The sequence below is a fragment of the Sorangium sp. So ce887 genome (assembly GCF_051521455.1).
Taxonomy (GTDB): Bacteria; Myxococcota_A; Polyangia; order Polyangiales; family Polyangiaceae; genus Sorangium.
Genome location: NZ_CP150354.1, coordinates 10889410 through 10914165, shown reverse-complemented (window position 1 = coordinate 10914165; position 24756 = coordinate 10889410). Strand labels below are relative to the sequence as shown.

Sequence of the window (24756 nt, the reverse complement as noted above, 5' to 3'; positions counted from 1 at the left end):
CGAGGGCGCGACAGCCCCTCTCCGATAAGGCCCTGCCGAGGGGGCGCCCGGCGCGGCGCCGGGCCGCCGTGCCCAGGTCGTGGGCACGCCGGTGTCCACGGCGTGGATACGTCGCGCGGCCGCGGCGTTCGGCGCTATGGTCGGGGCCTCCCGACCGCCGAGGCCCCCGTGAGACCCCTTGTCGCCCTCGCGTACTACCCGCTCTGGGCCGTGGCCGTGACCGTCGCGGTCACCGCGCTGCGCCTCGGGCGCAACGTGGGCCGCGGCCTCGTCGCCCTCTGCTTCTTCCTCGCCTTCTGGGTCACAGGGCTCATCCTGCTCGAGACCGAGGGCACGGTCGCCCTCGCCGAGCACGTCCTCCCGAGCGGGATCATCGTCGCCGCGGGCCTCGCCCACGCCTACGCCGACGTCGCCGGCGCCTCGCGCCGCCCCGTCGTCGCGGCCTACGCCGTGAGCGCCGCGGTGGCGCTGCTCGGGGCCGTCTCCCCGCGCCTGCTCTACGGCCCTGCCGCGCGCTCGCCGGGCCCGCTGTTCCTCCCGCTCGCCGTCGTCATGGGCCTCGCCGCGGTCGCGGTCGGCGCGCGGCTCGGGCGCGCGGCGCTCGCGGCCCGGGGGCTCCAGCAGCGGCGCATCGCCGCGCTCTTCTTCGGCAGCGTGCTCGCGACGCTCGGGGGCGGCTTCCTCGTGGTGCTGCGCGTGCATGGGCTCGGGGACGTGCTCCTCGGCGCGCCGGTCCTCCTCCTCGCCATCCTGCTCGTGGCCTACGCGGTGCTCATCGGCGAGCTGGGGCGCTCCCGCCGCGTCTTCGCGCAGGGGCTCGCCTACGCCGGCCTCACGGCGTTCCTCTCGTCGCTCGGGCTCGTCGTCTTCTTCAAGATCCTGCCCGCGCTCGCGCCCGGCGGCGGCGCGTCGCTCGCCTGGCTCGTCTTCGTCACCTTCCTCGCCGCGCTCCCGTCCGACCCGCTGCGCTTGCTCGTCGTGGAGCACCTCGGGCGCCGGATGTTCAAGAGGCCGATCGGCGTCCGCGATCTCGCCGAGGAGATCGAGCGCGTCGAGGTGCGCGCCGACCAGGCCGAGCGGCTCGCCGAGCTCGGCCGGCTCGCGAGCGCGGTGGCGCACGAGATCCGCAATCCGCTCGGGGTCATCGCCGCCCAGACGAAGCTGCTCGAGCGGCAGGGCGCGAAGCCCGAGACCGTGGCCTCGCTGCGCGGCCAGGTCGACCGGGCGAAGCGGTTCCTCGACGACCTGCTCCGCTACAGCCGTCCGCGGCCGCTCGAGGTGAGCGAGGTCGACGCGCTCTCCACGCTGCGGCTCGCGGCGAGCCACGTCCGGCAGATCGTCGGCGAGGGCGCGCCGCCCATCGAGATCGCGCCCGAGGCGGGCGGGCCGATCTTCGTCGAGGCCGACCGCGGGGCCTTCCTCGATGTCGCGACGGCGCTGCTGCAGAACGCGGCCATCGCGCTCGAAGGGAGCGCCGAGGGGCGGATCCGGGTGGTCGTCACGCGCGGCGAGGGCGGCTTCGTGGTCGTGCGCGTGGAGGACAACGGCCCGGGGGTGCCGGCCGAGATCGAGGCGATGCTGTTCCAGCCGTTCGTGACGGGGCGGGGGCGAGACGCGAAGCACCCGGGCACGGGTCTCGGCCTGGCCGTCGCGGCGCGCTGGCTGGAGCGGCACGGGGGCACGCTGCGCCACGAGCGCGCCGCCCTGGGAGGCGGAGGCGGCGCGCGCTTCGAGGCGCGGTGGCCCGAGAGGGCGGCGGAGGCGGCGGGGTGAGGTGAGGCCGCGTCGCTCGGGTTCGTCCCCGGGTGGGCGCGAGAGAGAGGTCTGACCGGGCAGCCCGGCCCCCGGCCAGCCCGGCCAGGTGGCGCGCCGGGCTGTCCGCGCGCCAGGATCCGGGTTGCCCCAAACCGTCTCGGCGATTACTTTGCGAGTCGTTTGTTCTCGTGAGGAATCTTGGTCAAGGCGCTAGCTCCGTCCGCGTTCTCTGACTTCGTCCTGCTCCTTCTCTCAGCAGCGCCCAAGCTCGGTCTGCCGATCGACGCGGTCCTGCGAAACTCCGGGCTCCCGCCGGGGGCGCTCCGCCAGCGCGGGCTGCCGATCTCCCTCCGCGCGGCGCGGCAGATCTGGTCCTCCGCCGAGGAGGTGAGCGGCGATCCGCTGATCGGGCTGCACGCCGCGGAGCAGCTCGACGTCGGCTCGCTCGACCTCGTGGATTATCTGACACGGAGCAGCAGCAGCTTCGGCGAAGCGCTGGAGCGCTTCATCCGCTTTGCGCCGCTGTTCGCCAATGCGGGCGTCCTGGGCTTGCAGGTGACCGGTCGCCGCGCGCATTTCCGCCATTTCTCGCCGGATGGCGTGCCTGCCGTCGCGGATCTCCTCTCCAGCTTGATGGTGCTCCGGGCGCGGACGTTCTCCGGTGAGCACATCCGCCCGCTGGCCGTGCGCTTCCGGCACCGCCGCGAGCATGCCGCCGGCGAATACGAGCGGATCTTCGACGCACGGGTCGAGTTCGAGGGCCCCTGCGACGAGCTGGTCTTCGATCGGGATCTCCTGGAGCTGCCCTTCCATTCCGCCGAGCCGCGCCTCTGTGAGATCCTCGAGGATTGCGCGGAGGCACGGCTCCGTGCGAGCAGCAAGGTCGGCGAGACGCCGGCGGTCGCCGCCGCTCCGTCGAGCTTCGCGAACGACGTCCGACAGGCCCTCCAGATCTGCGTCGTCGCGGGCAACCCCAACATCGATCGCGTCGCCGAGCACCTCGGCGTGAGCTCGCGGACCGTCCAGCGGCTCTTGCGAGAGCAGGGCACGTCGCATCGCGCTCTCTTGATGGAAGTGCGAACCGAGCTCGCGAACCACTATCTGGCCTCGTCCAGCCCCACGAGACGCACGCTCGCCGCCGGGCTCGGCTACGCGAGCGCGCGCTCGGTGTCCCGCGCGCTGCGCCGCCGGTGAGCCGGAGCGCACCGGCGGCCCTGAGAGAAAGGGGCTCTACGCGCGCGCGCGGGACATGACCGATCGAAGGCGCGGCGCGCCGGGGCCGTCGCGCAGCGTCACGGATACCATTGAATCCGGAGCTGCCTGTTGCTGGTCGTGTTCACCTGATAGACGACATCGTTCGCGGTGCCCGGGAACGGGATGACGGTCTCGGTGGACCAGCTGTTTGCCGGGGCGTTCTGGGGCGCTCCGCCGTTGGCCGACACGCTGACGCCGTTCAACGGGACGCCGTCCGCCGGGCTCATCTGCAGCTTCAGGGCCGCCGGCGTCCAGGTGGTCGGGAGGCTCGCCCGATCGATCTGGAAGCAAGCTGACCCGTTGATCGAGGTGACGATCGCCGTGCTCATCGCCCCGAGGCTCTGGCAGACGGGCGTGGACGGCGTGGGGTCCTTGTAGAAGCCGAACGTGTGCTGCCGCGTGAACATCGGCACGGTGGCGCTGCCGGCGTGGTCCGCGAACACCGTGACGTCGTGGCTCCCCGTCTCGGTGAACTGGCCGACCTTCAGCGAGTAAACGCCGTCGTTGGCCGTCGTGTCACCGTGCGCGGCGGCGCCGTCGTCATGGAACGACAGGGCCGTGACCGCGCCGCTCGGACCGGTCATCTCCGCGCTGACCGCGGCGCCCACCACCGGGCTGCCCAGGTGGCTCACCTCGGCCTCCACGATGAGCGGCGCCGCCCCGACGTTCAGCGTGCTCGGCGTGACGTCGAGCGTGATCGTATCGGCCAGGGTCGACACCGCGGAGTAGAGGTAGAGGGGCTGATCCGAGCTGTTGACCGCGCAGAACTGCCAGAACCCCTCCTCGTAGGACTCGGTCAGGTTCAGGGAGAAGCGCTTGAAGCTCTCGGCCGAGAAGAAGGTCATGTCGGAGCCCGACGCGGCGAAGTTCGTCTCGGTGATCGTGGGCGTCGGGTGCCCCGACGGGGGCTGCAAGTACACGTCCGGCGCGGCCGCGCCGACGAAGATCATCGTGAAATCCACGATCTGAGCCGCCGAGACCAGCGTGTCTGCGCACGACGTCGACTGCGGCGGGACTTGCGTCAGCACCTGATCGATCATGCCGCCGTCACGACAATCGTTCGCCATGCGGTTGAACGCGCCGATCAGCTCCAGCTGGTCGATCGCGGTGTCGCTGTCGGCGCGCAGGTAGACGCCGGGCGAGAACCCGTAGTTGGCTGCGATGTCGCTCATCATCGCCTCGTCCGCACCCGACCCGAGCGCGATCGAGTGGACCTCGTCCACGCGGTTGAAGTAGGCGCTGTAGAAGTCGCTCGGGGCCGGCGGCGTGTTGTGCTGCCCGTCGGACAGCAGGATGACGCACTCGCGCGCGCTCTTGGTCGGGCTCTCGGCGACCAGCATGTCGAGCGCCTCCTCCAGGCCGGACCCGATCGAGGTCCCCCCGCTCGCGACGAGCGCGTCGACCGCCGTATTCAGGCCGGACGCCGGGAGCGCCGTCATGGGGTACGTGATCGACGAGGTGTCGGCGTAGCTCGCCACGCCGAGCAGCTCGGTGAACGACTGCGACGCGGGCACGTTGCTCGAGACGAGCGTGTTCCAGTAGATCTTGGCCGCCTTCTTCGCGAGCTCGATGCGGTCGCCGGACATGCTGCCGGACCGGTCGATGATCACCACATGGTTCGTGTCGAGCGGGGCGACCTGGGCCCGCGCCATGGACACCCCCGCCATGCTCGCGAGGAGGCCGCCGGCGACGCCTGCGAAGATTCTGAATGACGTTCTCATTGTATCCAATCCTTCTGTACTCTTGATCAAAATCAAAGGTTGAGCGCGCCGGCGATCACGGTCTCCGGAACACCACCTCGAGCCTGGGGCGCCGCGAGGCGTTCGCGTAGTCGCTCGACGTGAACGAGACCTCCCGGTACCTCGTCACCTCGTTCTCGAGCCGCATCAGGAAGCCGTGGTTGCTCGCGGGCGCGCTCAGCATGTCCCGCACGAGCGCGGTCACATCCACGTTCTCGTAGTCCTGACCGAGCGACGTGCTCTGCGGCAGGAGCTTCTGGTGCAGCGTCGTGGTCGTGGGCTGGCTCGACCAGGTGACGGTGCTCTCCTGCCACGGCGAGGTGACGCGCTGGAGCAGGAAGGCGTTGGAGCCGCCGTGCGTCGAGTGCCCCGGGAGCAGGCCGTTCCAGGTGCCCTGGCCGTAGATGCGCGCGTCGGGATCGGCGTAGAGGGTGAGGCGCGCCCGCTCGATCGTGGAGCCCGCCGGGATGGGCGACAGATCGAAGCTGAACAGGCTCCGGTTCACGTAATCGACGCCGTTGGAGGTCCACTCCCCCGCGGTCATGTTCGGGGAGCTCCCGTTGTTGTTCCCGACGCCCGCGCTCAGGCTGGTGATGGTCGCGTCGATGCCGGCGCTGCCGGGCTGCAGCGTCAGCCGCTCCGGCTCGCTCTCGCACTGGCCGCTCTCGGTGAACACGCCGCTCACCGCGTCGCACTGCGCCTCGTAGGTCGGCGTGTGGCACGTGCCGTCGGGCTCTGTGCAGGAGCCGATGGGCTCGGCCCCGCAGGCGTCGATCTCGGCGCAGCTGTGACCGCTCACGAAGTAGCCGCCGGCCTCGCGGCAGCTCGCGCTGGAGCTGATGCCGCCCGTGCCGAGGTCGGTGCAGGCCAGGGACCGGCAGCACGCGCCCTTCGTCTCCGGCTTGCAGCTCGACGAGCAGCCGTCGCCGTTCTGCGCGTTGCCGTCGTCGCACTGCTCGGACGCCTGCTGCACGCCGTCGCCGCAGCAGCGCCCGACGGTCACGCCCGCGTTCTTCACGACGGAGCACTGGATGACGTCGTCCTCGGGGCCCTGGCATGTCCCGCTCACGCAGGTCTGCCCCGGCCCCGTCGTGCAATCCGCGTCGTCGATGCACGTGCAAGGCACGGTGTCCTCGGAGTGGTCGTCGAAGCAGGCCTCCACCTCGGCGAGCCACGCCTCGGCGAGGGCGCTCCGGTGCACGAGGTTCGACGCCTCGAGTCCGTCGCTCGGGTTGTACAGCAGCGCTGCCGGGTCGAACGTGGGCGTCGGGTTGTTGATGACCGCGCCGCTGAAGTCGCCCAGCCGCAGCAGGTTGGAGATGGCGGAGCGATGCGTGTCGAGGCAGCCCCAGTGCATGAGCAGGTACAGGTGCGCCTCCTGGCACGGGAAATTGAGGTTGCCGCGCAAGCCGCTCACCAGTCCGACGTAGGAGCAGGTCCCGGTCACGAACGCCTCGGCGAGCGCGTCCTTGTCCTGCAGCCACTCCATCATGGGCCGACCGTCGATGCAGAGGTTCTCCATCGTGGACACCTGCTCTCCCAGGTGGAAGCCGAAGTCGATGACCTCCTGCACGCTGCCCGTGATGTCGCCCGTGGTGGGGGGCAGCGGGTCCTCGGGGTAGAGCGGCAGCTCGTCCTTGCACCACGAAAGGAAGTCGCCTGTCTCCGACGTGACCGTCGCATAGCGGGTCACCTCGTCCGGCTGGTAGTTCGTCACCTGGCCGAGCGACGTGCTGTCCCACTGGTACGTGGCCTCGAGCCCGGGCTGGAACCTGGCCTTCTCGACCGAGCCGATGTCCCAGGAGCGGCGCCAGTCCCAGAGCGTGAACTTCTTCGGCTTCTTGAACAGCTTCACCTCGAGGCCGACGTGAATGCCGGCGTTGAGCGCGGCGATCAGCTCGATCTCGCTCATGCCGTAGGTGGCGATCGCGTGGGCGGGCGCCTCCTGGTTCTTCATCCCCCAGATCACCTGCTCGGCGTACTGGGCGCCGGCCTGCGGCGCGCACGCGCCGTCGGGCGTGCAGACCTGACCGTAGCCGCAGGCGGTGTCCGCGGTGGCAGCGTTGTAGTTGCAGCGGCGGGTGCACGCCCCCTCGACGCACGTGCGGCCTGGCTCGCTCGCGCAGGTCGGGTTCGGGTTCGCGCTGCACAGGCACTCGACCGGCGCGCCGCCGACGGCGCACAGCTTCTTCACCGTGTCGCAGGTCTCGCCGCTCCCGCAGTCGGCGTCCGACGCGCAGCCGCACGCGGACTGGAAGCCGGCGTGGAGCGGATGGCACCCGGGGCCCCGCCACTCGACGACATCGCTCCGGGTCTCGGTCACGCAGCGGTACGCGCCGAAGGTGCCGGGGCACTCGGCCTCCGTGAGGTCGTACTCGACGGCTCCCGCGACGGACGCGTCGCAGTCGCTGCCGATCTTGCGGACCGTCGACGGCAACGTATCGCTCACGTAGATGTCGCCGGAGGGCAGCACGGCGACGCCCCCGGGCAGCTCGAAGATGGCGTCCTCGGCCAGGCCGTCGAGCCACACGGTGCCAGGCGCGCCGGCGATCGTGGCGGTGGCGCCGAGCGCCGGATCGAAGCGCCGGATGCGACCGGGCCTGTTGCCTTCGCCGATGAACACGCTGCCGGAGCCGTCGGTCGCGAGCGCCTGCGGGGAGGTGAGCCGAGCGGCCGTCCCCACGCCGTCCGCGGAGCCCGCGGTGCCGTTGCCGGCCACGGTGGTGACCGTCGCGGTCGCGATCTCGACCCGGCGCAGCGCGTGGTTGAACGCGTCGGCGATGTACAGGTTGCCGCGCCCATCGGCGACGATGCCGGCCGGCTCGGCGAACCGGGCGGCCGATCCCACGCCGTCGACGTTTCCGGACGACGAGGGCTGGCCGGCGACGACGGTGGCGGCGCTCGTCGCCAGATCGATGCGGAGCAGCGTGCGGGCCCCGCTGTCGGTGACGTACAGGCCGCCTCCGTCCACGGCCACGTCGCGAGGCGTGCCGAGCACCGTGCGGGTGGCCACCGTCGTGACCTGGCCGCTGCTCAGCGTGAGCTTGCGGACCGTGCGGCCGCCGCGATCCGCGAGGTAGAGCGCGCCGTTATGGAGCGTGATGCCCGAGATCGTGTTGAACCGCGCGGCGGTGCCCACGCCGTCGGTGGAGCCCGAGGCGGTCGACCCCGCGATCGTCGTCACCGCGCCGCTCGCCAGATCGATGCGGCGAACGGCCGTCCGGTCCGCGACGTAGAGCAGGCGCGCGGCCGGATCGTAGGCCAGGTCGCCGGCCTGGAGGAACCGGGCCTGCGTGTACGTGTCGTTCACGAGGCTGCGCAGCCCGGCCTGGCCGAAGGGCGAGGACGCCACGGGGAGGCAGCAGACGCCATGCTTCTGGCAGCCCGAGATGTCGCGGAGATCGTCGCTGCGCACGTTCGTCGTGCAGGTGCCGTCGCTGTCGCACTCGTCACAGGTCTTGTTCGCGTTCCACTGGGCGGTGAAGCCTTGCTGGAAGGCGCTCTTGAGCTGCTTGGCCGTCTTCTCCTTCAGGAAGGTCGAGAACAGCGCGTACGAGAGCTTGCCCGGGTCGCACAGCTCCTGGGTGATCCCCGTCCAGTCGTCGATGCAGGCGCGGCCGCCCGCGACGAAGGAGATGCAGCAGGAGTTGTTTGTGTCGAGCGGGGTGCAGCCGAGGTTGAGCCCGGACTCCTCGACGAGCCGGTTCGAGCAGTAGGTCTGATCTTTGTAGTTGAAGACCGGCTTGCACTCGAGGGCCTCGTCGGGGTTGCTGTTCACCAGCGCCTGCTCGAGCGCGGTGTTGAGGTCGACCACGCCGCCGGAGCCGCTCGGCTTGAGATCCACGGAGAAGCCGATGCTCGCCTCCACGCCGATCTTCAGCCGCTTGCCGAGCGGCACGCCGAGGAAGAGCTTCGCGCCCACCTCCGGCCTCACCGAGACCTCCGTCCCCGCCTCGGCCGTCACGTCCGGCGCCTGGAACGGGTGCATGTTGCGATCGAAATCGACGTTCTCGATCTTGTGATGCGTGTGCTTGTTGAGCGCCTCCTGCAGGCGCTTCCGCATGAAATAGGCCTCGTCGTACCATTTCACCCCGGCGCCGAGCCGGAAGTACGGGATGAGGAACGCGCCGGGGACCGGGGGAAGGGGGATCTTCGTCAGCTCCTTCTCGATCGGCTTCATCTGCAGATCCAGGTTGAGCGCCGCGGCCATGACGGCGGCGGAGCGCCCCTCCCAGTCCTCGACCGCCTCCGCCGCGCTCCGGGGCCAGGTGGCCGGGGTCGGAGCGCCGCTCGGCGTGTAGTCCGCCGTGTAGGAGAACGGCATGTAGGTCCCGATGAGGAACTCCTGCGGAGACACCCGGCCGTCGCTGTCGGTGTCGAGCGATCCGGTCTGGTCCTCGTCCGCGAGATAGAAGACGCCGAGCTTCTTCGCGGCGGCGAGGCTGACGCCGCCGCCGCCGGAGTGGCCGAGCGCCTCGATGCCGAGGGGCGCCTCGCGGTCGAACCACTTGTACCCGTCGAGCTGCATGTCGAACTCCATCCCCGGGAGGATGCTCAGCGTCTCGCCGAACGCCGTCACGGCGAAGCCGCCGGTGCGCATCTGGGCGCGTCGCTCCTCGCTCAGGTTGTGCGACGTGTAGCGGCCGCCGATGCCCCACCTGCTGTCGCCGCTCTCGACCAGCGTGGCGTACGCGCCGTGTCCGGCCCAGGGGATGCACATGTGCAGATCAGGCCGCTGCTCGGAGTAGCTGCCGAGGTGGTATCCCTCGGTGTACAGGTCGATGTAACACTGGATCTTCGCGAGCAGCTCCGTGGCGTTCGAGAGCTCGCCGCCGAACTGCTCCAGGAAATTCGCGAAGCGCCCGTCGGCGATCTCGCCGGCGATCTTGTCGAGCCACTTGACCGTGCTGAGGGCCCATTTGGCCTTGCCCGCTTCGCTCTGCTGGATGTCGTTGGCGAGCCAGACGAGCACCCCGGTGCTGCAGTCGTTCGCCGGCGTCGTGACCGGGTCGCAGAAGTCGAGGCACGCCTCGTAGGTCGTCTTGTCCTGCTGGATGACCTCCAGGCACTCGGCGGCCACGCGCTGGGTGCAGATGCACTTGCCCTTGTCCGCGTCCTCGATCGTCTCCGTCTCGAATTTGTTGATCGCCTCGGACGTCTTGTTGACGATCGACGAGAGCAGCTGCATCGACTGCAGGACGTGGAAGTTCGTGGTGACGTTCTGCAGGTCGGCGCCCTTCGGATTGGGGTTCTCCGGCATCTTGCCGAGCTGGTTCGGGTCGCACGCCTTGACCTTGAACTCGACGCCGGAGCCGCCGCCCGCCCCGCTCGCGCCGGTGGAGGCGCTGCTCGACGCGCTGCCGGAGCCGGCGCTGCTCGACGCGCTCCCGGCGCCCGAGCCGGTCTCGAACTCCTGAAAGACCGGGTCCGGCCGATCGGGCTGCTGGGACCACTTCGGCCAGCTCGGGGCGCCGTTCTGGCAGCCCAGGTCGTCGGCTGCGCAGAGCGCTTGCTGCGCGTTTCCAATGGGCTCGCCCGGGTCGTCCGCGCCGCCCTCGCAGGCGGCGGCGACGATGCCCAGGCAGAAGAGGAGCGGGAGGCGCCCCGCGCGGCTGGAGACCGCGAGGGCGTCTTGTAATTGAATGAGCTGACGTATCAGCACGGACCTACGAGCTGTCATTGAATCATCCCCGACGGCCTGGTTGGCCGAGATGAGCGGACGTGACGCGGTCGTCCGCCGGGCGCGCTCGCGGAGCGGCTGGCGGTCTCCCGTGATGGCCTGGACTACCTGCCTTCGGGCCGGCCGCGAAGGCGACAAAGCGCGCCAGGGGGTGACAAAACCCGCCAGGCGCCGCGCGCCGGCGCGATCCGCGGCGACGCGGGATCAGCGCATCGGGCCTGCCACGGCGGCCGTTATGCGCCCGCCGGCGGCGCGGGCGGCTCCCCGGCCCCCCGCTGCCTCTCGCCGCCGCTCCGTCCCGCCGGCGGCGAGGCGCCGCCCTCGGCCACGGCGCCGGGGGTCAGCCCCGTCCACCGCTTGAACGCGCGGTGGAAGGCGCTGGGGCTCGAATAGCCGAGCTCATGAGACACCGCCTTGAGCTGGGCAGCCCCCAGGGCTTGCCGCGCCCGCTCCAGCCGCAGCTGCTGCAAGAGCTCCCGGTGGCTGACGTGCGCCGCGGCCAGCCGGCGCTGCAACGTCCGCGCGCTCATCCCGAAGCTCTCGCCGATGCGCGTCAGGCTGGTGTCGCCCGCGTCGAGCGCCAGCGCCAGCGCGTGCCGGAAGGCAGGGACAAAATCCTCATCCTGCGCGACTTCCCCGCAGACACCGAGTCGAGAGAGCGCTTCCTCCGCCTGCGCAACAAGGATGCACCTGAGCTGCGGGTCCTGGCTGGCGATCGGCGCCCGGGCGATGTCGCGATCGAAGACGATCTCGTCGAAGCGGCCCCCGAACTGCACCGGGACGCCGAGGACCTCTTCATACCTGCTGGCCGCGGCGAGGGGAGCGTGCGCGAACTGGACCCGGCGCGGCGCGTGGGCCGGCCCGAACAGCGCCTGGGAACGCGCGACGACCAGCCCGAGCAGCAGCTCCGCCAGCGAGGGGACGCCGCCGGGCGCATCGTGACAGAACCGGAAGCTCTGCCCGTCGGATTCGGTCCAGACGCGCCCGGCATCCGCGAGCAGCGGCAGATAACGTGTCAGGTGCGAGAACGCTTCTGCGCCGGTCGTGCTGGCCATCGCGAGGTAATCGAGGAGGTCGAGGCTCCCCAGCGGGAGCTGCCGGGCAGCGCGGAGGCCCAGGAGAGGACCCGCCGTCCGGGGGTCCGTGAGCCCGCTCCACACGCGGCGGACCATGGCGATGGACACGCGAGCGCCCCGCTTCTCCAGAAAGCCGCTGGGGAGGGCCATCACGCGCCGAACGTCCTCGGCCTCGAGCCCGTCTCGCGCTGCCGCTGTCACCAAGGCCCGCAATAACTCCGTCGATCCCGAACCTTGAGCCGGCACGATGGTGCATTATGCGAGCGTGTCGCAAAATGTAAATCTGTCGCGCGATCGATCCGGCGATACATCAGCTAATTTGGCGCCCTGAGAGCCTGGGACACCCACAACCGAACCCCCCGGGCAGCGCCACCGATGACCTGCCTCGACCATTGCCTGACACGTGCTCGATCGCCTCGACCTGACCCGACGCCCGACCGGCGTCGCCGGCGCCGCGCGCGCCCCCTCGCGACCGCGGCCCTGGCCGCCTTCGCGCTCATGGCGTCCGGGTGCGACTCCGGACTGACCCCGCCGGCCAGCGGGCAAGACCCCATGGGCGATCTCGCGCGTCCTGCCGTCTGGAGCGGCCTCTCCGCCGGCGCCGCCGCGTCGACCCCTGTCCCCGCCCCGGCCGCGCTCGGCTCACCCCCGGTGAGCGGGTTCGCGGACCTGCACTTCCACATGATGTCGGAGGAGGCGTTCGGGGGCGGATGGCTGCACGGCAAGCACGACGGCGCAGGCGCCCTCGACGATTGCGACGGCGGCATTCCAGGGAGCGATCACGCCCGCGTGCGACAGGACGTCAGCGCGCTATTGGACCGGTGCCCTCAGTCGGCGATGCTGGATCTTGCGAGCAGCGGCGCGCTGTCGGCGCTGCTGGGCCTGGGCGGCGGCGTCGCCGGCTCGGAGGCGATGGGCAAGGCCGAAGGGACGGAGGGCGACACAGGGCTTCACCTCCAGCGAAAGCGCCTCTCCGAGGGGTGGCCGCGCTGGGACACCATCGCTCACCAGCAGGGTCATGTGAGCTGGCTGCGCGCAGCCCACGACCGCGGGCTGAGCCTCATTGTCATGTCGGCGGTGAGCTTCGACTGGCTCTGCTCGCTCGTGCCGGAGCAGAACCGCACGCGGGCGTGCGACGAGATGGCCGACGTCGACCTCCAGCTCCAGATGACCCACGCGCTCGTCGCGCGAAACGCCGGCTGGATGGACGTCGCGCTCTCGCCGGCGCACGCCCGGCAGATCATCGGGGCGGGCAAGCTGGCGGTGGTGCTGTCCATCGAGGCAAGCCACCTGTTCGGCCGCGACGTCGACGCGGCGAAGATGCGCGCGCAGCTCGACAGGTACCACGCCCTGGGGGTCCGGACGCTCCAGCCGGTGCACCAGGTCGACAACGCCTTCGGCGGGGCGGCGCTGCACAACCCGATCTTCCAGTTCGCGCAGTACACCGAGAGCTGCTTCATCGACACCGACTGCGACGCCACCCTCGCGGGGCTGACGCTGGGCATGGACGTCGACGCGAGCTGCCGCAACATGCGCGGGCTGACGCCGCTCGGCGACGCGCTCGTCGGCGAGATGATGGACCGGGGAATGATGATCGACGTCGCGCACCTGGCGGAGCGGGGCGTGGATCGGGTGTTCCAGCTGGCGCAGGCGCGCGACTATTACCCGATCTATATCTCCCACGGTCACTTCCGGGAGATCATGGGCCCGGAGGTGGCGGAGAAGGAGAAGTCCACGCCGGCGCGGGTGATCCGAATGCTCCGGCAGACCGGCGGCATCTTCGGCCTGCGCACCGCGCACGACGAGACCCGGCAGTACACCCGCAGCTCGGTCGAGAACAGCTGTCAGGGCTCCTCGCGCTCCTTCGCTCAGGCCTACGAGTACGGGCGGCTCGGCCTGAAGGTCCCCATGGCCTTCGGGGCCGATCTCAACGGCTTCATCCAGCAGACCCGGCCGCGCTTCGGCGAGGACGGCGCCTGCTCGGCGGCGTTCCAGGCCGAGGCCGATTGCCAGGCCTGGGACCAGCGCGAGCAGGGGCCCGGCCCCCTGGGAACGGAGTTCGACGAGAAGGGCCTCGCCCACGAGGGGATGCTGCCCGACCTCGTGGCCGACCTGGATCGCCTGGGCGTGGATACGACCGGCCTGCGGTCGTCGACCGAGTCCTTTCTCCGCATGTGGGAGCGCGCGCAAGGGCCGCGGGCCGGGATGGCCGATCCCGCCACCGATCTCGACGAGAGCGGCGTCGCCCCCTTCGCGACGTCGGAGGAGCGGGAGCTCGCCTACCCAAGGAAGTGCGGCGCGGCCTACTGCCCGGGGTTCCAGGCGCTGGGAGGGAGCTGCCGGTTCGATGAGGAGTGCGAGAGCGGCCAGTGCACGGCCGTCGCCTGCAATGCGATCCCGGGGCGCTGCGTCTGCAACGACGACGCCGATTGCGGCAGCGGCCTCCGCTGCGCGCGGAAGACGCCTGGCATCGGGGGCGACAACGCCTGCGAGCCGAAGAAGGCCGATCATCAGATGTGCACGCGCGACGGCGAGTGCGCGTCCGGCCGCTGCGGGGGGCTGATCGCCGGCGCGGGCTGGTGTTACACGCCCGGATCCAGGACCATCGGCCAGGGGTGCCGGGTGAACGAGGAGTGCCACAGCGACCGCTGCGGCGATCTCACCCAGACGTGCCTCTGCCGCTCCGACGCGCACTGCGCCGCGAGCCAGTTCTGTGGCTGGGGCACCAACGAGGGCGAGTGCGTCAACAAGCGCAGCCGAGGCGCGGCGTGCACCAAGGACAACCAGTGCGCCTCCGGGAACTGCAGGTTTCTCTTCTGCCGCTGACCGCTGCGGCTGCACATTTCCGGGGCCACGGCACCCTGGCGCATTCTGTACATCGCCTGTCGCGAAGTGGAACTCGAGCCCTCGCGAGCGCGTGTTACACGCTCGTCGTAGCACCGTTTCGGCCTGACTGGCCACGACCCATTCCAGGAGATCCAGATGAAGAAGAAGCTCGCACTTGCCCTGTCCATGCTGATCGCGACACTCTCCGCCGCTTGCGGCTCGGGTGACGCCACGGAGACGGAGAGCGACGCGCCCGCGCCGCAGGCCGAGGCGTCGGCGGCCGTCACGCCGGCCCTGCTGCTGCGGACCGTGGAGAACATCGGCGCCGAGCTGGAGGCGCGGCTGGCCTCGGGGACGCTCTCGGCCGAATGGGCCGAGGCCTGGTCCAAGGCGCAGGCCATGCGGCAGCAGAGCCAGGTCCAGACCTTGATCGAGCTCCTCCGGGAGGGGGCCACTTCCGGAGACCTGCTCGCGGCCGGGTCGGACGCGATCGAGCTCTACCTCCAGTCCTACGATGCCGTCCTGCTCGAGATGGAGCGGCAGCACGCCGAGGGAACCCTCGACGCCCGGCTCACGGAGCTGCGCTCGAGCTGGCTCTCGGTCGCGGAGCGGGTCTCCGAGTCCGGCGACTCGTCTCAGAGGGCGTCGACGTACTGCTGTCGCGCCAGCGTCTCCTTCTCGGACAACTGGTCGTGCCACCAGTTCAACACGATCGGGATCTGGGCGGCCGCGAAGTGCTCGGCGTTCTTCGCCGGGGTGCCGGTCGTCGACGGCATCCGCCTGTCGAAGCAGTCCTGCTCCGACGTCCCGGAGTGCCAGTAACCGATCCCGGCGGCGCGGCGCGCCGGGCATTCGAGCCCGGCTCGCCGTGAGCCCGGAGCCTGCGTGACATGAGCCCACGCCTCCTCGCTCTCGCCTGCGCGGCCCTCGGCGGGTTCGCGGGGTGCTCGCACGCCCTGCCCGGAGACCCCGTGGACGAGCAGTCTCTCGCGATCAAGGACGGGAGACCGGCGACCCCCGACGCCCTCTTCGGCGCCGTCGCCGTGCTGGACAGCGAGGATGCCCAGGAGTGCTCGGGCGTCCTCATCTCCCCGAGCTGTGTCGTCACCGCGGCCCACTGTGTCGTGCTGCAGGACGAGATCACCGGGGAGATCCTCGCCGAGCTCGGGCCCGCGAACCTGCGGGTGGCGGCGGGCGCGCTCGACGTGACGGACGCGTCGCCCGAGCAGATCTTCCGTGTTCGCAAGGTCGTCCGACACCAGGACTTCCCGGCGCCTGGCACGATCGACGCGAGGAAGCTCGCCCGGGCGGAGGACATCGCGCTCTTGCTGCTGGAGACCCCGGTGACGACGATGAACCCGGTTCCGCTGGTCCCGCCCGACGCGCTGGACGACCTGCTGGACGAGGGCGCACCGGTCGTGATCGCCGGCTACGGCGCCCGGGGCGAGCCTGGCCAGCCCTCCGGCGCGCTGTACGTCGGCGAGACGCCCTTCCAGGAGCGGAACGCGACCGAGCTCTCGGCCGGCGCTCCCGGGTCGCCGGACAGCTGCTCCGGGGATTCGGGCGGGCCTGCGTGCCTCATGATCGCGGGAGAGGCGCACCTCCTCGGCATCAGCGTCCGCGCGCTCGGCTCGCCCGCCGGCCCCGACTGCGGAGACGGCGGGATCTACACGCTCGTGCCCGCATACGGCCGCTGGATCGAGGAGAACGCCGACGGAGAGGTGCCTGTCGCGGGCGGAGGCGCCACGCCGGCGGCGGGCTTCGACGGAGACCCGCCGGGCGGATGCGCCGTCGGCCGCGCCGGGCGCCCCCTGGACCGCAGGGGCATCGGAGCGCCAGCGTTGATGGCGAGCGCCATCGTGACGTTCCTGCGACGATCCAGGGCGCGCCGGTGCCGGACGGCGATGCCGACCAGCTAGCGCTGGAGGACGCACCTCGGAGGCAGCCCAGGCTGCGGCCGATAGCGATCCTCACGGACAGCCACCCCTGTCGATCGCCTGCCGGCTGGAATCCGCGCGGCGTGAGCCTCGGCTGTTTCCAGGTCCTGGTCCCGAATCTGCGTGATCGCATCGGGATAGGGGCGAAGTGGCTGCTCGACGACGTCTTCCAGGTGGCGATCCACCCTCGTAAGCGGGCTCAGGGGAGGAATAGAGTTCGCGACGAGTTGTTGAAACCGCCGCCGATCCCCGCGCGCCCGTATTGACCAGCCGTGGTGCTCTGCTCCTGGTTCAGGTAGAAGCCAAGCCCCTCCCCGCCGTAGCCGAGGTAGTACCCATAAAACACGGCTGAGTCTCCGGTATACTCTCCTTTACCTGTAGTGACAGCGTAGACGACCAGCTTGATAGGGTTCTGGTTCCAGGTGGTCGGTATGGCGATTCGAGGGAACGTGGTGACGCTGACGATGCGGATGCCCCCCATGACGCCTAGATTCCCGCTGTCTTGCAGCCGATTCGGATCGTAGGCCTGACTCGGCAGCATGAAGCTGACAGGTTGCTGTGGGTTGCATGAGGACATCTCAAAGTTATACGACCCACGGCTGGCGTTGAACTGAAAGTTCGCAGACGGTACGGACATGGTAGTCTCCTCAAGTGACGCGGTGTGGGGCTGCCGGGCGCCAGCTGCCGGCTGGCCGCCCGCCCGCCCAGTGAACTCCGTTGATTTCCTTCGACTTCCGTTGATTCTCCCCGATCTCTGTTGTTTGCAGCGGGCGTGCCATGCGCTCGACTTCCCTCGCGGGCGCCAGGCGTCGCGCGGAGGCGCAGCCGCGAGCCCGTCGAGACCCAGGGACGCGGGCTCGCGTCGAGGCGAGACGGGTGCGCGCGCGCCCGTGGGCGCGAGGCCTGCGTCTCCAGGCGACGCGGCGCTTGCTGCAGAGACGCTACGCTGAGCAGGTGACCGGCGTCCCGCGGTCCTGGGCCCGGCCGTCTCCCCGTCCGGTCCCGGGGGGCGATCCCCCCAGGGCTGCCCGCGCGGCGCCCACGGCGATGGACCTCGTCAGGCCAGCGTGGCGTTCACGGTGATGTCCGCGCGGGTGTCGAAGATCTTCATCGTGACCGTGTCTGTGGTCGCATCGTACGTATAGGCGTTCGAGGCAGAGGCCGACAGGCTCGAGGCATCTGCCACGAAGGGGATCGTGGTTTTGCCTGCTGTCACGCTCGACGGCGCCGCCGTCACCCCGAGCAGCGCGACGTAGTAGTACGGCTCGGGCGGCGTGTACTGGTCGACCTTCCGCGTCACGCGGACGCTGCGGCTGGTCGAGGTCGTCTCCTGCGTGATCGTCGAGAGGCGGTAGGACGAGCCCGTGCTGATCCCGTCGTCCTGATAGAGCGTGTACGACGAGCTCGGCCCTGGAAAGACCGTGATCGTCAAGATATTCTGGGGGAGCTGGCCCACCCATTGCTCGAGCTCGCGCATGGGCAGGATGCCCCCGGCCTGAACGTAGATAGGCACGACGCCGAGGGGGGCATAGTAGGGCGTGGTCCCGGACGTGACGCCGATGTTCGTCCCTCCGGCCACCCTGGCGCCGAGCGCGCCCTCCTCGGGGAAAGGATACCAGTCCGCGCCCAGCGGCAGGTAAATGTTCCGCGTATCACCCTCGTCGATGATCGGCGCGATCAGGAGGAAGTCTCCCAGGAAAAATTGGTCGTCGAGGTGATTGTAGACCTCGACGTCGTCCGGGAAGCTCAGGAACATGGCGCGGCAGATGGGCATGCCCGTCTGCGTGGCTCGGTACATCGCGTCATAGAAGACCTGGTTCAGTCGGTAGCGCAGCTCGACGTACTTGCGGCAATACGACAGGTATGGCTCCCCATAATTGTAAGGCTCCTGGTACCACTTCTCGTAGTGGTCATAGTGATTGCGGTACCAGGGCAGGAAGGCGCCGAGGTTCATCCAGCGCACGAACAGCGCCGGATCCGTCACGTAGCCCTCCTGCGTCGAGCCTGAGCCCGTGGCGAAGCCGCCGATGTCGCAGCCCGAGATGGGCACGCCCGACAGGCCGACGTTGAGCACCTCCGGGACGTTGATCTTCAAGAAGTCCCAGCTCGACGCCGAGTCGCCGGTCCATAGCGCCGCATAACGCTGGATGCCCGCGTATCCGCCGCGCGCGATGATGAAGTTGCGCCGCCCCGGCCGGAGCGAGTTGATGCCATTGAACGTGGCCTTGCACAGGGACAGCGCGTACCCGTTGTGGATGAGCGCGTGCGGCTGATAGGTCTCGCCGTCCGGGCCTACCATCATGAGGTCCAGCGGCAGCGTCTTGATGCTGTCGCAGTCGTCGTGGTCGTTCGTATCATGATCGAGGAGCTGCTCGTAGGGTACGTAGGTGCCAGCCTGCGGTGTGCGATCGTATTCGATAGCCGGGCAGGTCATGTCCTGCCAGATCATCTCGAGGCCAGCAGAGAGGAGGTACTCGTACTGCTGGCCCCACCAGGCCTGCACGTTCGGGTCGCCCAGGTTCGGGTAGAAGCCGCACGAGATGAGCGGCGTGTTCCCCTGGGAGTTCTTCTGCAGGGGCGGGCATGTGAACGGGTTCAGGCCGTAGTTCACCCCGTAGTTCTCCTGGGAGATGAACTGCTGGGAGCTCTGCCCCTGGCCCACGCGTGTATTGAAGATGAAGTAGTTGTTCTCCATGCCCTCGTCGCGGGTCGTGTACCGGAGGCCGCCCGCATCGTAGTCCAGTCCCTTCTCATCGTAGGGGTTGCACGTCACGAGCGCGGTGATGTTCGTGCTGCATTTGAAGCCGTTCTCGGCGAGCTGGGAGAACATATCGGCGACGTCCGGGAACTTCTCGTCGCTGCTCGTGAACGTGCGGTAATTGTTCTGAAAGTCGACGTCGATGTGCAGGCCGTCGATCGGGAATTTCGCGCTCCGGAACGACTCCGCCACCTTCTCGAGCACCTGGCGGCTGTAGTAGCCATAGGCGCCTTGATGATAGCCGAACACGTACCTCGGCACCATGGCCGGCCGCCCCGTGAGTTGGGTGTACTGGTCGACCAAGGACGGGACGCCGTCGCCGAGGAGAAAATAGTAATCCAGGTCGCCGTAGAGGGCCCCGAAGTAATACATTCCCTGCATGCTGAACGAGGGGCACACCGTCGGCACGTCCGCGCCGATGTTGAAGTAGGTCTGCGCCGGGTTATCGAGGAAGATGCCGTAGCTGTACGGCCGCCCCGCGTACGCGCCCGTCGGGTTCGGGTTCACCTCGATGAGCAGCGGGATCGAGTTGTAGAGCGGCTCGCTGGGGTTCAGGGGGCCGCCGCAGCCTTCGGCGGGTGGCGGGGGAATGACCGCGCTGCCCCCGTATTTGAAGTTGTCGTAGTTGAAGAACGTCATCGAAAAACCGTTCTTCTTGAGCGTCGAGCCCGCCTTCTCACCCAACCCTACGTAGACGGCGTTCTCCGGAGCGACCTTGATCGACGCGACGGCCGGCTGCCCGTCCACGTACAGCAGGCCCTTGTTGGCGCCGCTCACCGCCGCGTCGGCGTGGATGAGCTGCCCGTCGCGGTAGATCGCGAGCGAGAAGGGCTGCTTCTGCACCTTCACCTGCATGGCGCCGGTGTCGATCGTCAAGAGCGAGCTGGTATCGCTGACGACCCGCGGCGTCACCGGGCCGAGGTTCCGGTTGACGACGGCGTACGAGGCGCCGCCGTCGTCGTAGCCCGTCGCGGTCGCGTTGAAGCGGACCCGGAGCGCCGTCGGCGACAGGAAATCGAGCAAGAGCGCCCGGTCGTTGCAGTCGCTGAGCAGAAAGCCGGTGCCCGAGCCTGATGGCTTGTAGGATACGACGTCGCCGAAGCCGCTCCAGCCGCACGTGCTGTTCGGCACGAAGGCGTTGACCTGCACGTATTGGTAGTTCATGAGAATGACCCTTCGATGTTTCTTCTGCTTGTCTCGTCGCCGCTGGTGAACGGCGCCTCGCCTCGATTCTCAGCTGCGCGGCGCGCTAGTTCGAGGTCGCGGGTATCTGCACGAACACCTCGTAGATCTTGTCGTTGATCGCGTTGGGTGTCTGCCCCGAGTCGGACTGCACACCCAGATAGAATTTTTGTGGCATCGCCACGATGCCCCCGTAGAGGTATCCGAGGGAGAACGGGATCCCTTTCGGGAGAGCATCGAAATCGATGATGTCCTCCTTGAATGAGTTGAGGCCCGGGAGCCCCGCGGTGCGCGGGATGAACAAGGTCTCGGTGCCCAGGTAAGCCGGCAGCTTGGTGGTGGGCTGGGCGACCTCGGACGTCGTTCCGGTCGTCGGGCTGGTCCACGTGTGCGCGAGCGTGGTGATGGTGTTGATCCAGGGCATTCCATCGCTGAAGTTGGGCACCTTCGGGGGGCCGCCGTGGCCGAAGCGCGAGTTCTCCACGAAATCGTTGATCGTGTCGTCGAAGCGCCACCGGCTGATGCCACCGAAGAAGGTGGTGTAGGTGGTCTGCTTGGACTTGCTGTAGAGCACCACCTTGGCGCACGAATAGGCGCTCATTTTCTGCTCGTAGGCGGTGTCGATGATCGGCGTCTGCGTACCCTGACCCGGGCCCAGGTAGATGGGGAAGGAGTAATTGAGCTGCACCGGGCTCGCGGTGAATACGCCGCCGTAGGCGCCGATCCCCGCCTGTCCGTCCGGCATCACGGTGTAGGTCACGTTGAGGTCGCGCCGCCCGAACTGGTCCGCGTTGGTGAACACCTTCCCCGGCTTCAGGGTGATGGTGTTCTGGCTTGTGTTCGTGGTCACGCTGAACTGGTTGATCGCCTTCAGGTACGTCTGCGAGGCCCCGGGCGCGCCGTTGAGGACATCGGTGTACTTACCCTGGAAGTTGTGGCCCATGACCACATAGAAATTGCCGTCCGCAAGCTTGAGCAGCTCGGCGCCGGTCGACTGCACGAGCGGTGAGCTCACGAACGCGATCGAGTTGCTGAGGAGGTACGGATTGTTGGACGTCACCGCCTGGACGAGATCACCGATGTTCACGGCAGAGAGGAGGGGGAACGTCTGGTATTTTCCGCCGGCGTCCGGTCCGTAGCCGCCTGCGATGTACAGGAGGCCGCTCGAGTAGTCCTGGTAAAAGAGCGGATTCGACGACTTCCATTGCGGCATGATCGCGCTGAACTTGGATGGAAGCTGGGATACATCCATCGAGTGCACCTTGGGGGTGCCATAGACATCCTCGAGCACCCAGATCTTGGTGTTCGCGCTCGCCGCGGGGAAGTCTTCGTCGCCGGTGGAGAATCCGTGGAACCCGTTGGTCCGCCCGGCGATGAAGACCCAGTACTGCTTGAGCCCCTGGGTGTACCGGGCGAACGCGAAGGACTGGAGCTTCGGAGCGCCCGCGAACCTGGGGGTGACGTCCGCGAAGCTCGTGACGAGGAGAGGCGGCTGTGGCGCCGGTGCGGCCTGCACCGACGTCGGCTGGCACTGGTCCGCCGACGAGGGCAGCTGGGAGGCCAGCACCGGCGGGGTGGTGGCCCCGCTTCCAGGATTCGTGGAGGTCTGCGCGGCGCCTCCGCACGCAGAGGAGCACGCGGCGAGCACGAGGGCAGCGGCGGATCTGTCAAAGTTCTTTGAGAGCATCAAGGTGTCCTTTTGTCGAGAGGCCTGGGTGGCAGATACACATCCGGCAGGAGGCGGGTCGCTGCGGCCCGCTCAGCCCGCGGTGCGGTCTGCGAGGCCTTCAGCCTTGCGCGACGGGAGCGGGCGCTCGGGGCTCACCCGGCGATTGTCCGGGTGGACCATCCGCAGGAGGAATGGATCATAGGTGAAGAACGCGTCAAACAGGTTCAAGAACGCGTGCTTCTCCCGGGCCAGCCGGCAGCACACGTCAGGGGACAGATCGGTGGGCGCACCGCCCCGGAGGATCTGAAGGTTGAGATCGGCATCGGGGTTGGCTTCATCGCGGCTCGGCGAGGGCGCCAGGTTCAGGAGCCAGGAGATACGATCCTCCGCGGACGCGTTGGCGCGGCTCCCGTGCCATACATAGTTGTGCAGGAGCAGCGCGTCGCCGGCCCGCATCTCCATCGTGATGGACCGCTCGGGCGCGTCGAACGGATCGACGTACATGCACGCCCGCGTCTCGTCGATGTCGACGAGGGGGATCCAGAGGTGCACAGAGCCCTTGTGGCGCTTGGAAGCCTCGGAGAGGCCGTCCTTGCCGCCGTCGACATCCCGATGGCGCCGGGTGGCATACGATGAGCCTGCGCGCACCACCATGACCTGCTCGTACTCGAGGAACACCTCGTCTCCCACGATGCGCTGCAGGAGCGGCCCCAGCTTCTCGGCCATCGCATGGAGGAGATAGGGGACACGGAGCAGGATCTTCTCCAGGTTGATCTTGTCCCGGTGCGCAGCCCTGCCCTCCCTCCATACGTCGGCGATGAGGGGATCGACGACAGCGCGCAAGGCGCTCACCACGTCGGCAGACAGGACGCCTCGGACCACGGCGAACCCGCAGCGCTCGAAGTGCTCCTTGACCTCGGCCGCGTAAAACGCGTTGTCGACGGCCCGGATCCCCTCCCACACGTCCACCGGCCCGCCTTGGTCGAGTGAGTGGGCGAAGAACCGCTCTGCTCTCTCGGTGCCATCGGCGCGGCACACCACGTATCGGAACGGCTCGCCGGGGGCCAGCTTGCCTGCGTCGACGGTATAGATATCCGGCAGGCTCGGGTGCGGCTCGCACTTGACCGGCGTCCCCCCCTCGGATCTGGCGATCAGGCTCTCGCCGTGCTGCAGATAGATCTCGATGAGTCGCTGGTTACTCAAATTCATGGCAATTCCGGCGAGGGAACCCTCCCTCGCGATGATTGGCACGTCCATCAACGCTCACCGCATGGCGTTGATCCGGTGGCAGAGCTGGAGAAGGCTGCGGGGGCGCAGCGCATCCGTGCGCGCGTCGTGCGTTCGCGGGCGTGGTCGAGCGGGCACCGTGCACCGAGCCCAGCACGCCACGCACGCAATGGAATTGCACGACGTGTGCCACCCATGAAATGAGGCGGGCCGCCGGGATTGCTATGTGTGCGCGAGCGATGGGAGAGAGCGCGGGGGACGACGTCGTCGTGGAGACTTGCTGCTGCTGCCGCCGCCGCCGCGTCCCAACCGGACGCGCTGCGTCCCTCCCGGAGACGGCCGGCGGCCGGTCGCGCCGCTCGCCGTTCATCGCGCGGGGGGTTCATGGCGCCGCCCCGGGTCGCCTTGCCCACGAGCGCCCGGGCGGCGCTAGATCTTACGGCGCTCGCGCTGGCCCGCTGGATCGCTGACGGCGGCCGGGGGCCACGCGCTGGGGGCCATGCCCATCAAGCCGCACGGGCTATCCCAGAGGATCGTCCGCAGCGCTTCATCGCCGAGCGCGCCCCGTTGAGCCAGCAACTCGTCGACCATCCCGGGGCCATGGTCGAGGTGGGGGAAATCGGTTCCGAACACCATCCGCGGAGCGCCGATCTCTGTTACCACCCGGTCGAGCATCGCCTCGGTGGGCTCGAGCGCGATCCAGCACTGCCGCTGGAAATACTCCGAGGGCGGCCGGCGCACCCGACGGCGCACCTCGCCGCGCAGCTGCGCGTATTCGATGTGGTCGAGCCGCCAGAGCCAGTAAGGCAGAAAGCCGCACCCCGCCTCGAGCAGGCCCACCCGCAGCGTCGGGTGGGCCTCGAGGACGCCACCCTCGATGAGCGAGAGCAGCGCCATCATCGCCTCCATCGGGTGCGAGCAGGCATGCTGGCCGAAGCGGGTCTCGAAGCGATCGGCCCCCGCCGCGAAGACGCGCGCGTGCGTGCCTTCGTGGAGGAGGACGGTGAGCTCGTGGTGCTCGCAAGCCGCCCAGAACCGCGCGTGGGCAGGCGCGCTCAGCGTGCGGCCCTGCACCGGGTTGGGCCGGAGCACCACGGAGCGTGCGCCGTCGCGCGCTGCCTGCTCCAGATCGCCCGCCATGGCCTCCGGATCATGGCGTGATAGCAGCGCCGGGCCGAGGAGCCTCTCCGGCGCGCTCGCGCAGAAATCGCGCAGCCATCGATTGTAGGCGCCGGCGTAGGCGCGTGAGCGCTCGGCGTCGATGGCGTCATTGTGGACGAGGTAGGACGCGTACGTCGGGAGCAAGACGGCGACGTCAACGCCGGTCGCGTCCATCTCGGCGAGGTGCCCCCGAGGCGTCCCCGAGGTGGCGAGGAGCTCGCGGCGGCGCTCGGCGACAAGCCCGAGCTCGATGTAAGCCACCTCGGGGACACGCAGGATCGGCTCGCCGGCCACACAGAGGATGGGGGGCGTGGGCAGGAGCGCGTGCTCGCCCAGGCGCTTCATCCGCTCGGCCAGGGGCTCGGGGGGGCCGAAGGGCGCGAGCCGAGGAGCATACGCCCGCATCTGCGCCGGCAGGTACTCCGCCCAGAGGGCAATGGGTTCGGAGACGTGACGGTCCACATCCATGATCCGGAAGCCATCTCGCATGCG

The 24756-nt window shown here is 69.2% G+C and carries 14 protein-coding genes; 6 read left to right on the top strand and 8 right to left on the bottom strand.

Annotated elements, in window-relative coordinates:
• Positions 1 to 168 precede the first annotated feature (168 nt).
• On the top strand, positions 169 to 1773 hold the full coding sequence (locus WMF36_RS40825; protein ID WP_437576243.1) for a sensor histidine kinase: 1605 nt from the start codon (positions 169 to 171) through the stop codon (positions 1771 to 1773).
• A gap of 180 nt (positions 1774 to 1953) precedes the next feature.
• Positions 1954 to 2949 carry an AraC family transcriptional regulator ligand-binding domain-containing protein gene (locus WMF36_RS40820; protein ID WP_437576242.1) on the top strand — a complete coding sequence of 332 codons (996 nt, stop codon included), beginning with the start codon at positions 1954 to 1956 and terminating at the stop codon, positions 2947 to 2949.
• Between the two features lie 98 nt (positions 2950 to 3047).
• On the opposite strand, the gene WMF36_RS40815 is transcribed toward WMF36_RS40820, so the two are convergent.
• Positions 3048 to 4730, bottom strand: coding sequence for a VWA domain-containing protein (locus tag WMF36_RS40815; protein ID WP_437576241.1), 1683 nt, complete (start codon positions 4728 to 4730; stop codon positions 3048 to 3050).
• 55 nt (positions 4731 to 4785) lie between these two features.
• Positions 4786 to 10008, bottom strand: coding sequence for a DNRLRE domain-containing protein (locus WMF36_RS40810; protein WP_437576240.1), 5223 nt, complete (start codon positions 10006 to 10008; stop codon positions 4786 to 4788).
• A gap of 28 nt (positions 10009 to 10036) precedes the next feature.
• Between WMF36_RS40810 and WMF36_RS40805 the strand changes: the two genes are divergently transcribed.
• The gene (locus WMF36_RS40805; RefSeq protein ID WP_437576239.1) at positions 10037 to 10165 is read left to right on the top strand and encodes a hypothetical protein; all 129 of its coding nucleotides are present in this window, start codon (positions 10037 to 10039) and stop codon (positions 10163 to 10165) included.
• Between the two features lie 496 nt (positions 10166 to 10661).
• On the opposite strand, the gene WMF36_RS40800 is transcribed toward WMF36_RS40805, so the two are convergent.
• The gene (locus WMF36_RS40800) at positions 10662 to 11705 is read right to left on the bottom strand and encodes an AraC family transcriptional regulator ligand-binding domain-containing protein (RefSeq protein ID WP_437582022.1); all 1044 of its coding nucleotides are present in this window, start codon (positions 11703 to 11705) and stop codon (positions 10662 to 10664) included.
• A gap of 351 nt (positions 11706 to 12056) precedes the next feature.
• Here WMF36_RS40800 and WMF36_RS40795 point away from each other — a divergent pair, with 351 nt between their 5' ends.
• From WMF36_RS40795 to WMF36_RS40785, 3 genes are all read left to right on the top strand, one after another.
• Positions 12057 to 14330 (top strand): membrane dipeptidase, encoded by a 2274-nt coding sequence (locus WMF36_RS40795; protein ID WP_437576238.1) that lies wholly within the window; start codon positions 12057 to 12059, stop codon positions 14328 to 14330.
• Between the two features lie 156 nt (positions 14331 to 14486).
• Complete coding sequence (locus WMF36_RS40790; protein WP_437576237.1) at positions 14487 to 15152, top strand: hypothetical protein; 666 nt, start codon at positions 14487 to 14489, stop codon at positions 15150 to 15152.
• 68 nt (positions 15153 to 15220) lie between these two features.
• Positions 15221 to 16249, top strand: coding sequence for a S1 family peptidase (locus WMF36_RS40785; protein WP_437576236.1), 1029 nt, complete (start codon positions 15221 to 15223; stop codon positions 16247 to 16249).
• 217 nt (positions 16250 to 16466) lie between these two features.
• Here WMF36_RS40785 and WMF36_RS40780 read toward each other — a convergent pair whose 3' ends face one another.
• From WMF36_RS40780 to WMF36_RS40760, 5 genes are all read right to left on the bottom strand, one after another.
• Positions 16467 to 16904 (bottom strand): hypothetical protein, encoded by a 438-nt coding sequence (locus WMF36_RS40780; RefSeq protein ID WP_437576235.1) that lies wholly within the window; start codon positions 16902 to 16904, stop codon positions 16467 to 16469.
• 420 nt (positions 16905 to 17324) lie between these two features.
• Positions 17325 to 20189 carry a TIM-barrel domain-containing protein gene (locus WMF36_RS40775; protein ID WP_437576234.1) on the bottom strand — a complete coding sequence of 955 codons (2865 nt, stop codon included), beginning with the start codon at positions 20187 to 20189 and terminating at the stop codon, positions 17325 to 17327.
• 85 nt (positions 20190 to 20274) lie between these two features.
• Positions 20275 to 21894: a hypothetical protein gene (locus WMF36_RS40770; protein ID WP_437576233.1), complete on the bottom strand. Its 1620-nt coding sequence runs from the start codon at positions 21892 to 21894 to the stop codon at positions 20275 to 20277.
• A gap of 72 nt (positions 21895 to 21966) precedes the next feature.
• A complete protein-coding gene (locus WMF36_RS40765) occupies positions 21967 to 23085 on the bottom strand; it encodes a phytanoyl-CoA dioxygenase family protein (RefSeq protein ID WP_437576232.1) in 1119 nt (372 codons plus the stop codon).
• A 447-nt stretch (positions 23086 to 23532) separates the two neighbouring features.
• Positions 23533 to 24753, bottom strand: a complete 1221-nt coding sequence (locus WMF36_RS40760; protein ID WP_437576231.1) for an amidohydrolase family protein — start codon at positions 24751 to 24753, stop codon at positions 23533 to 23535.
• Positions 24754 to 24756: the final 3 nt, after the last annotated feature.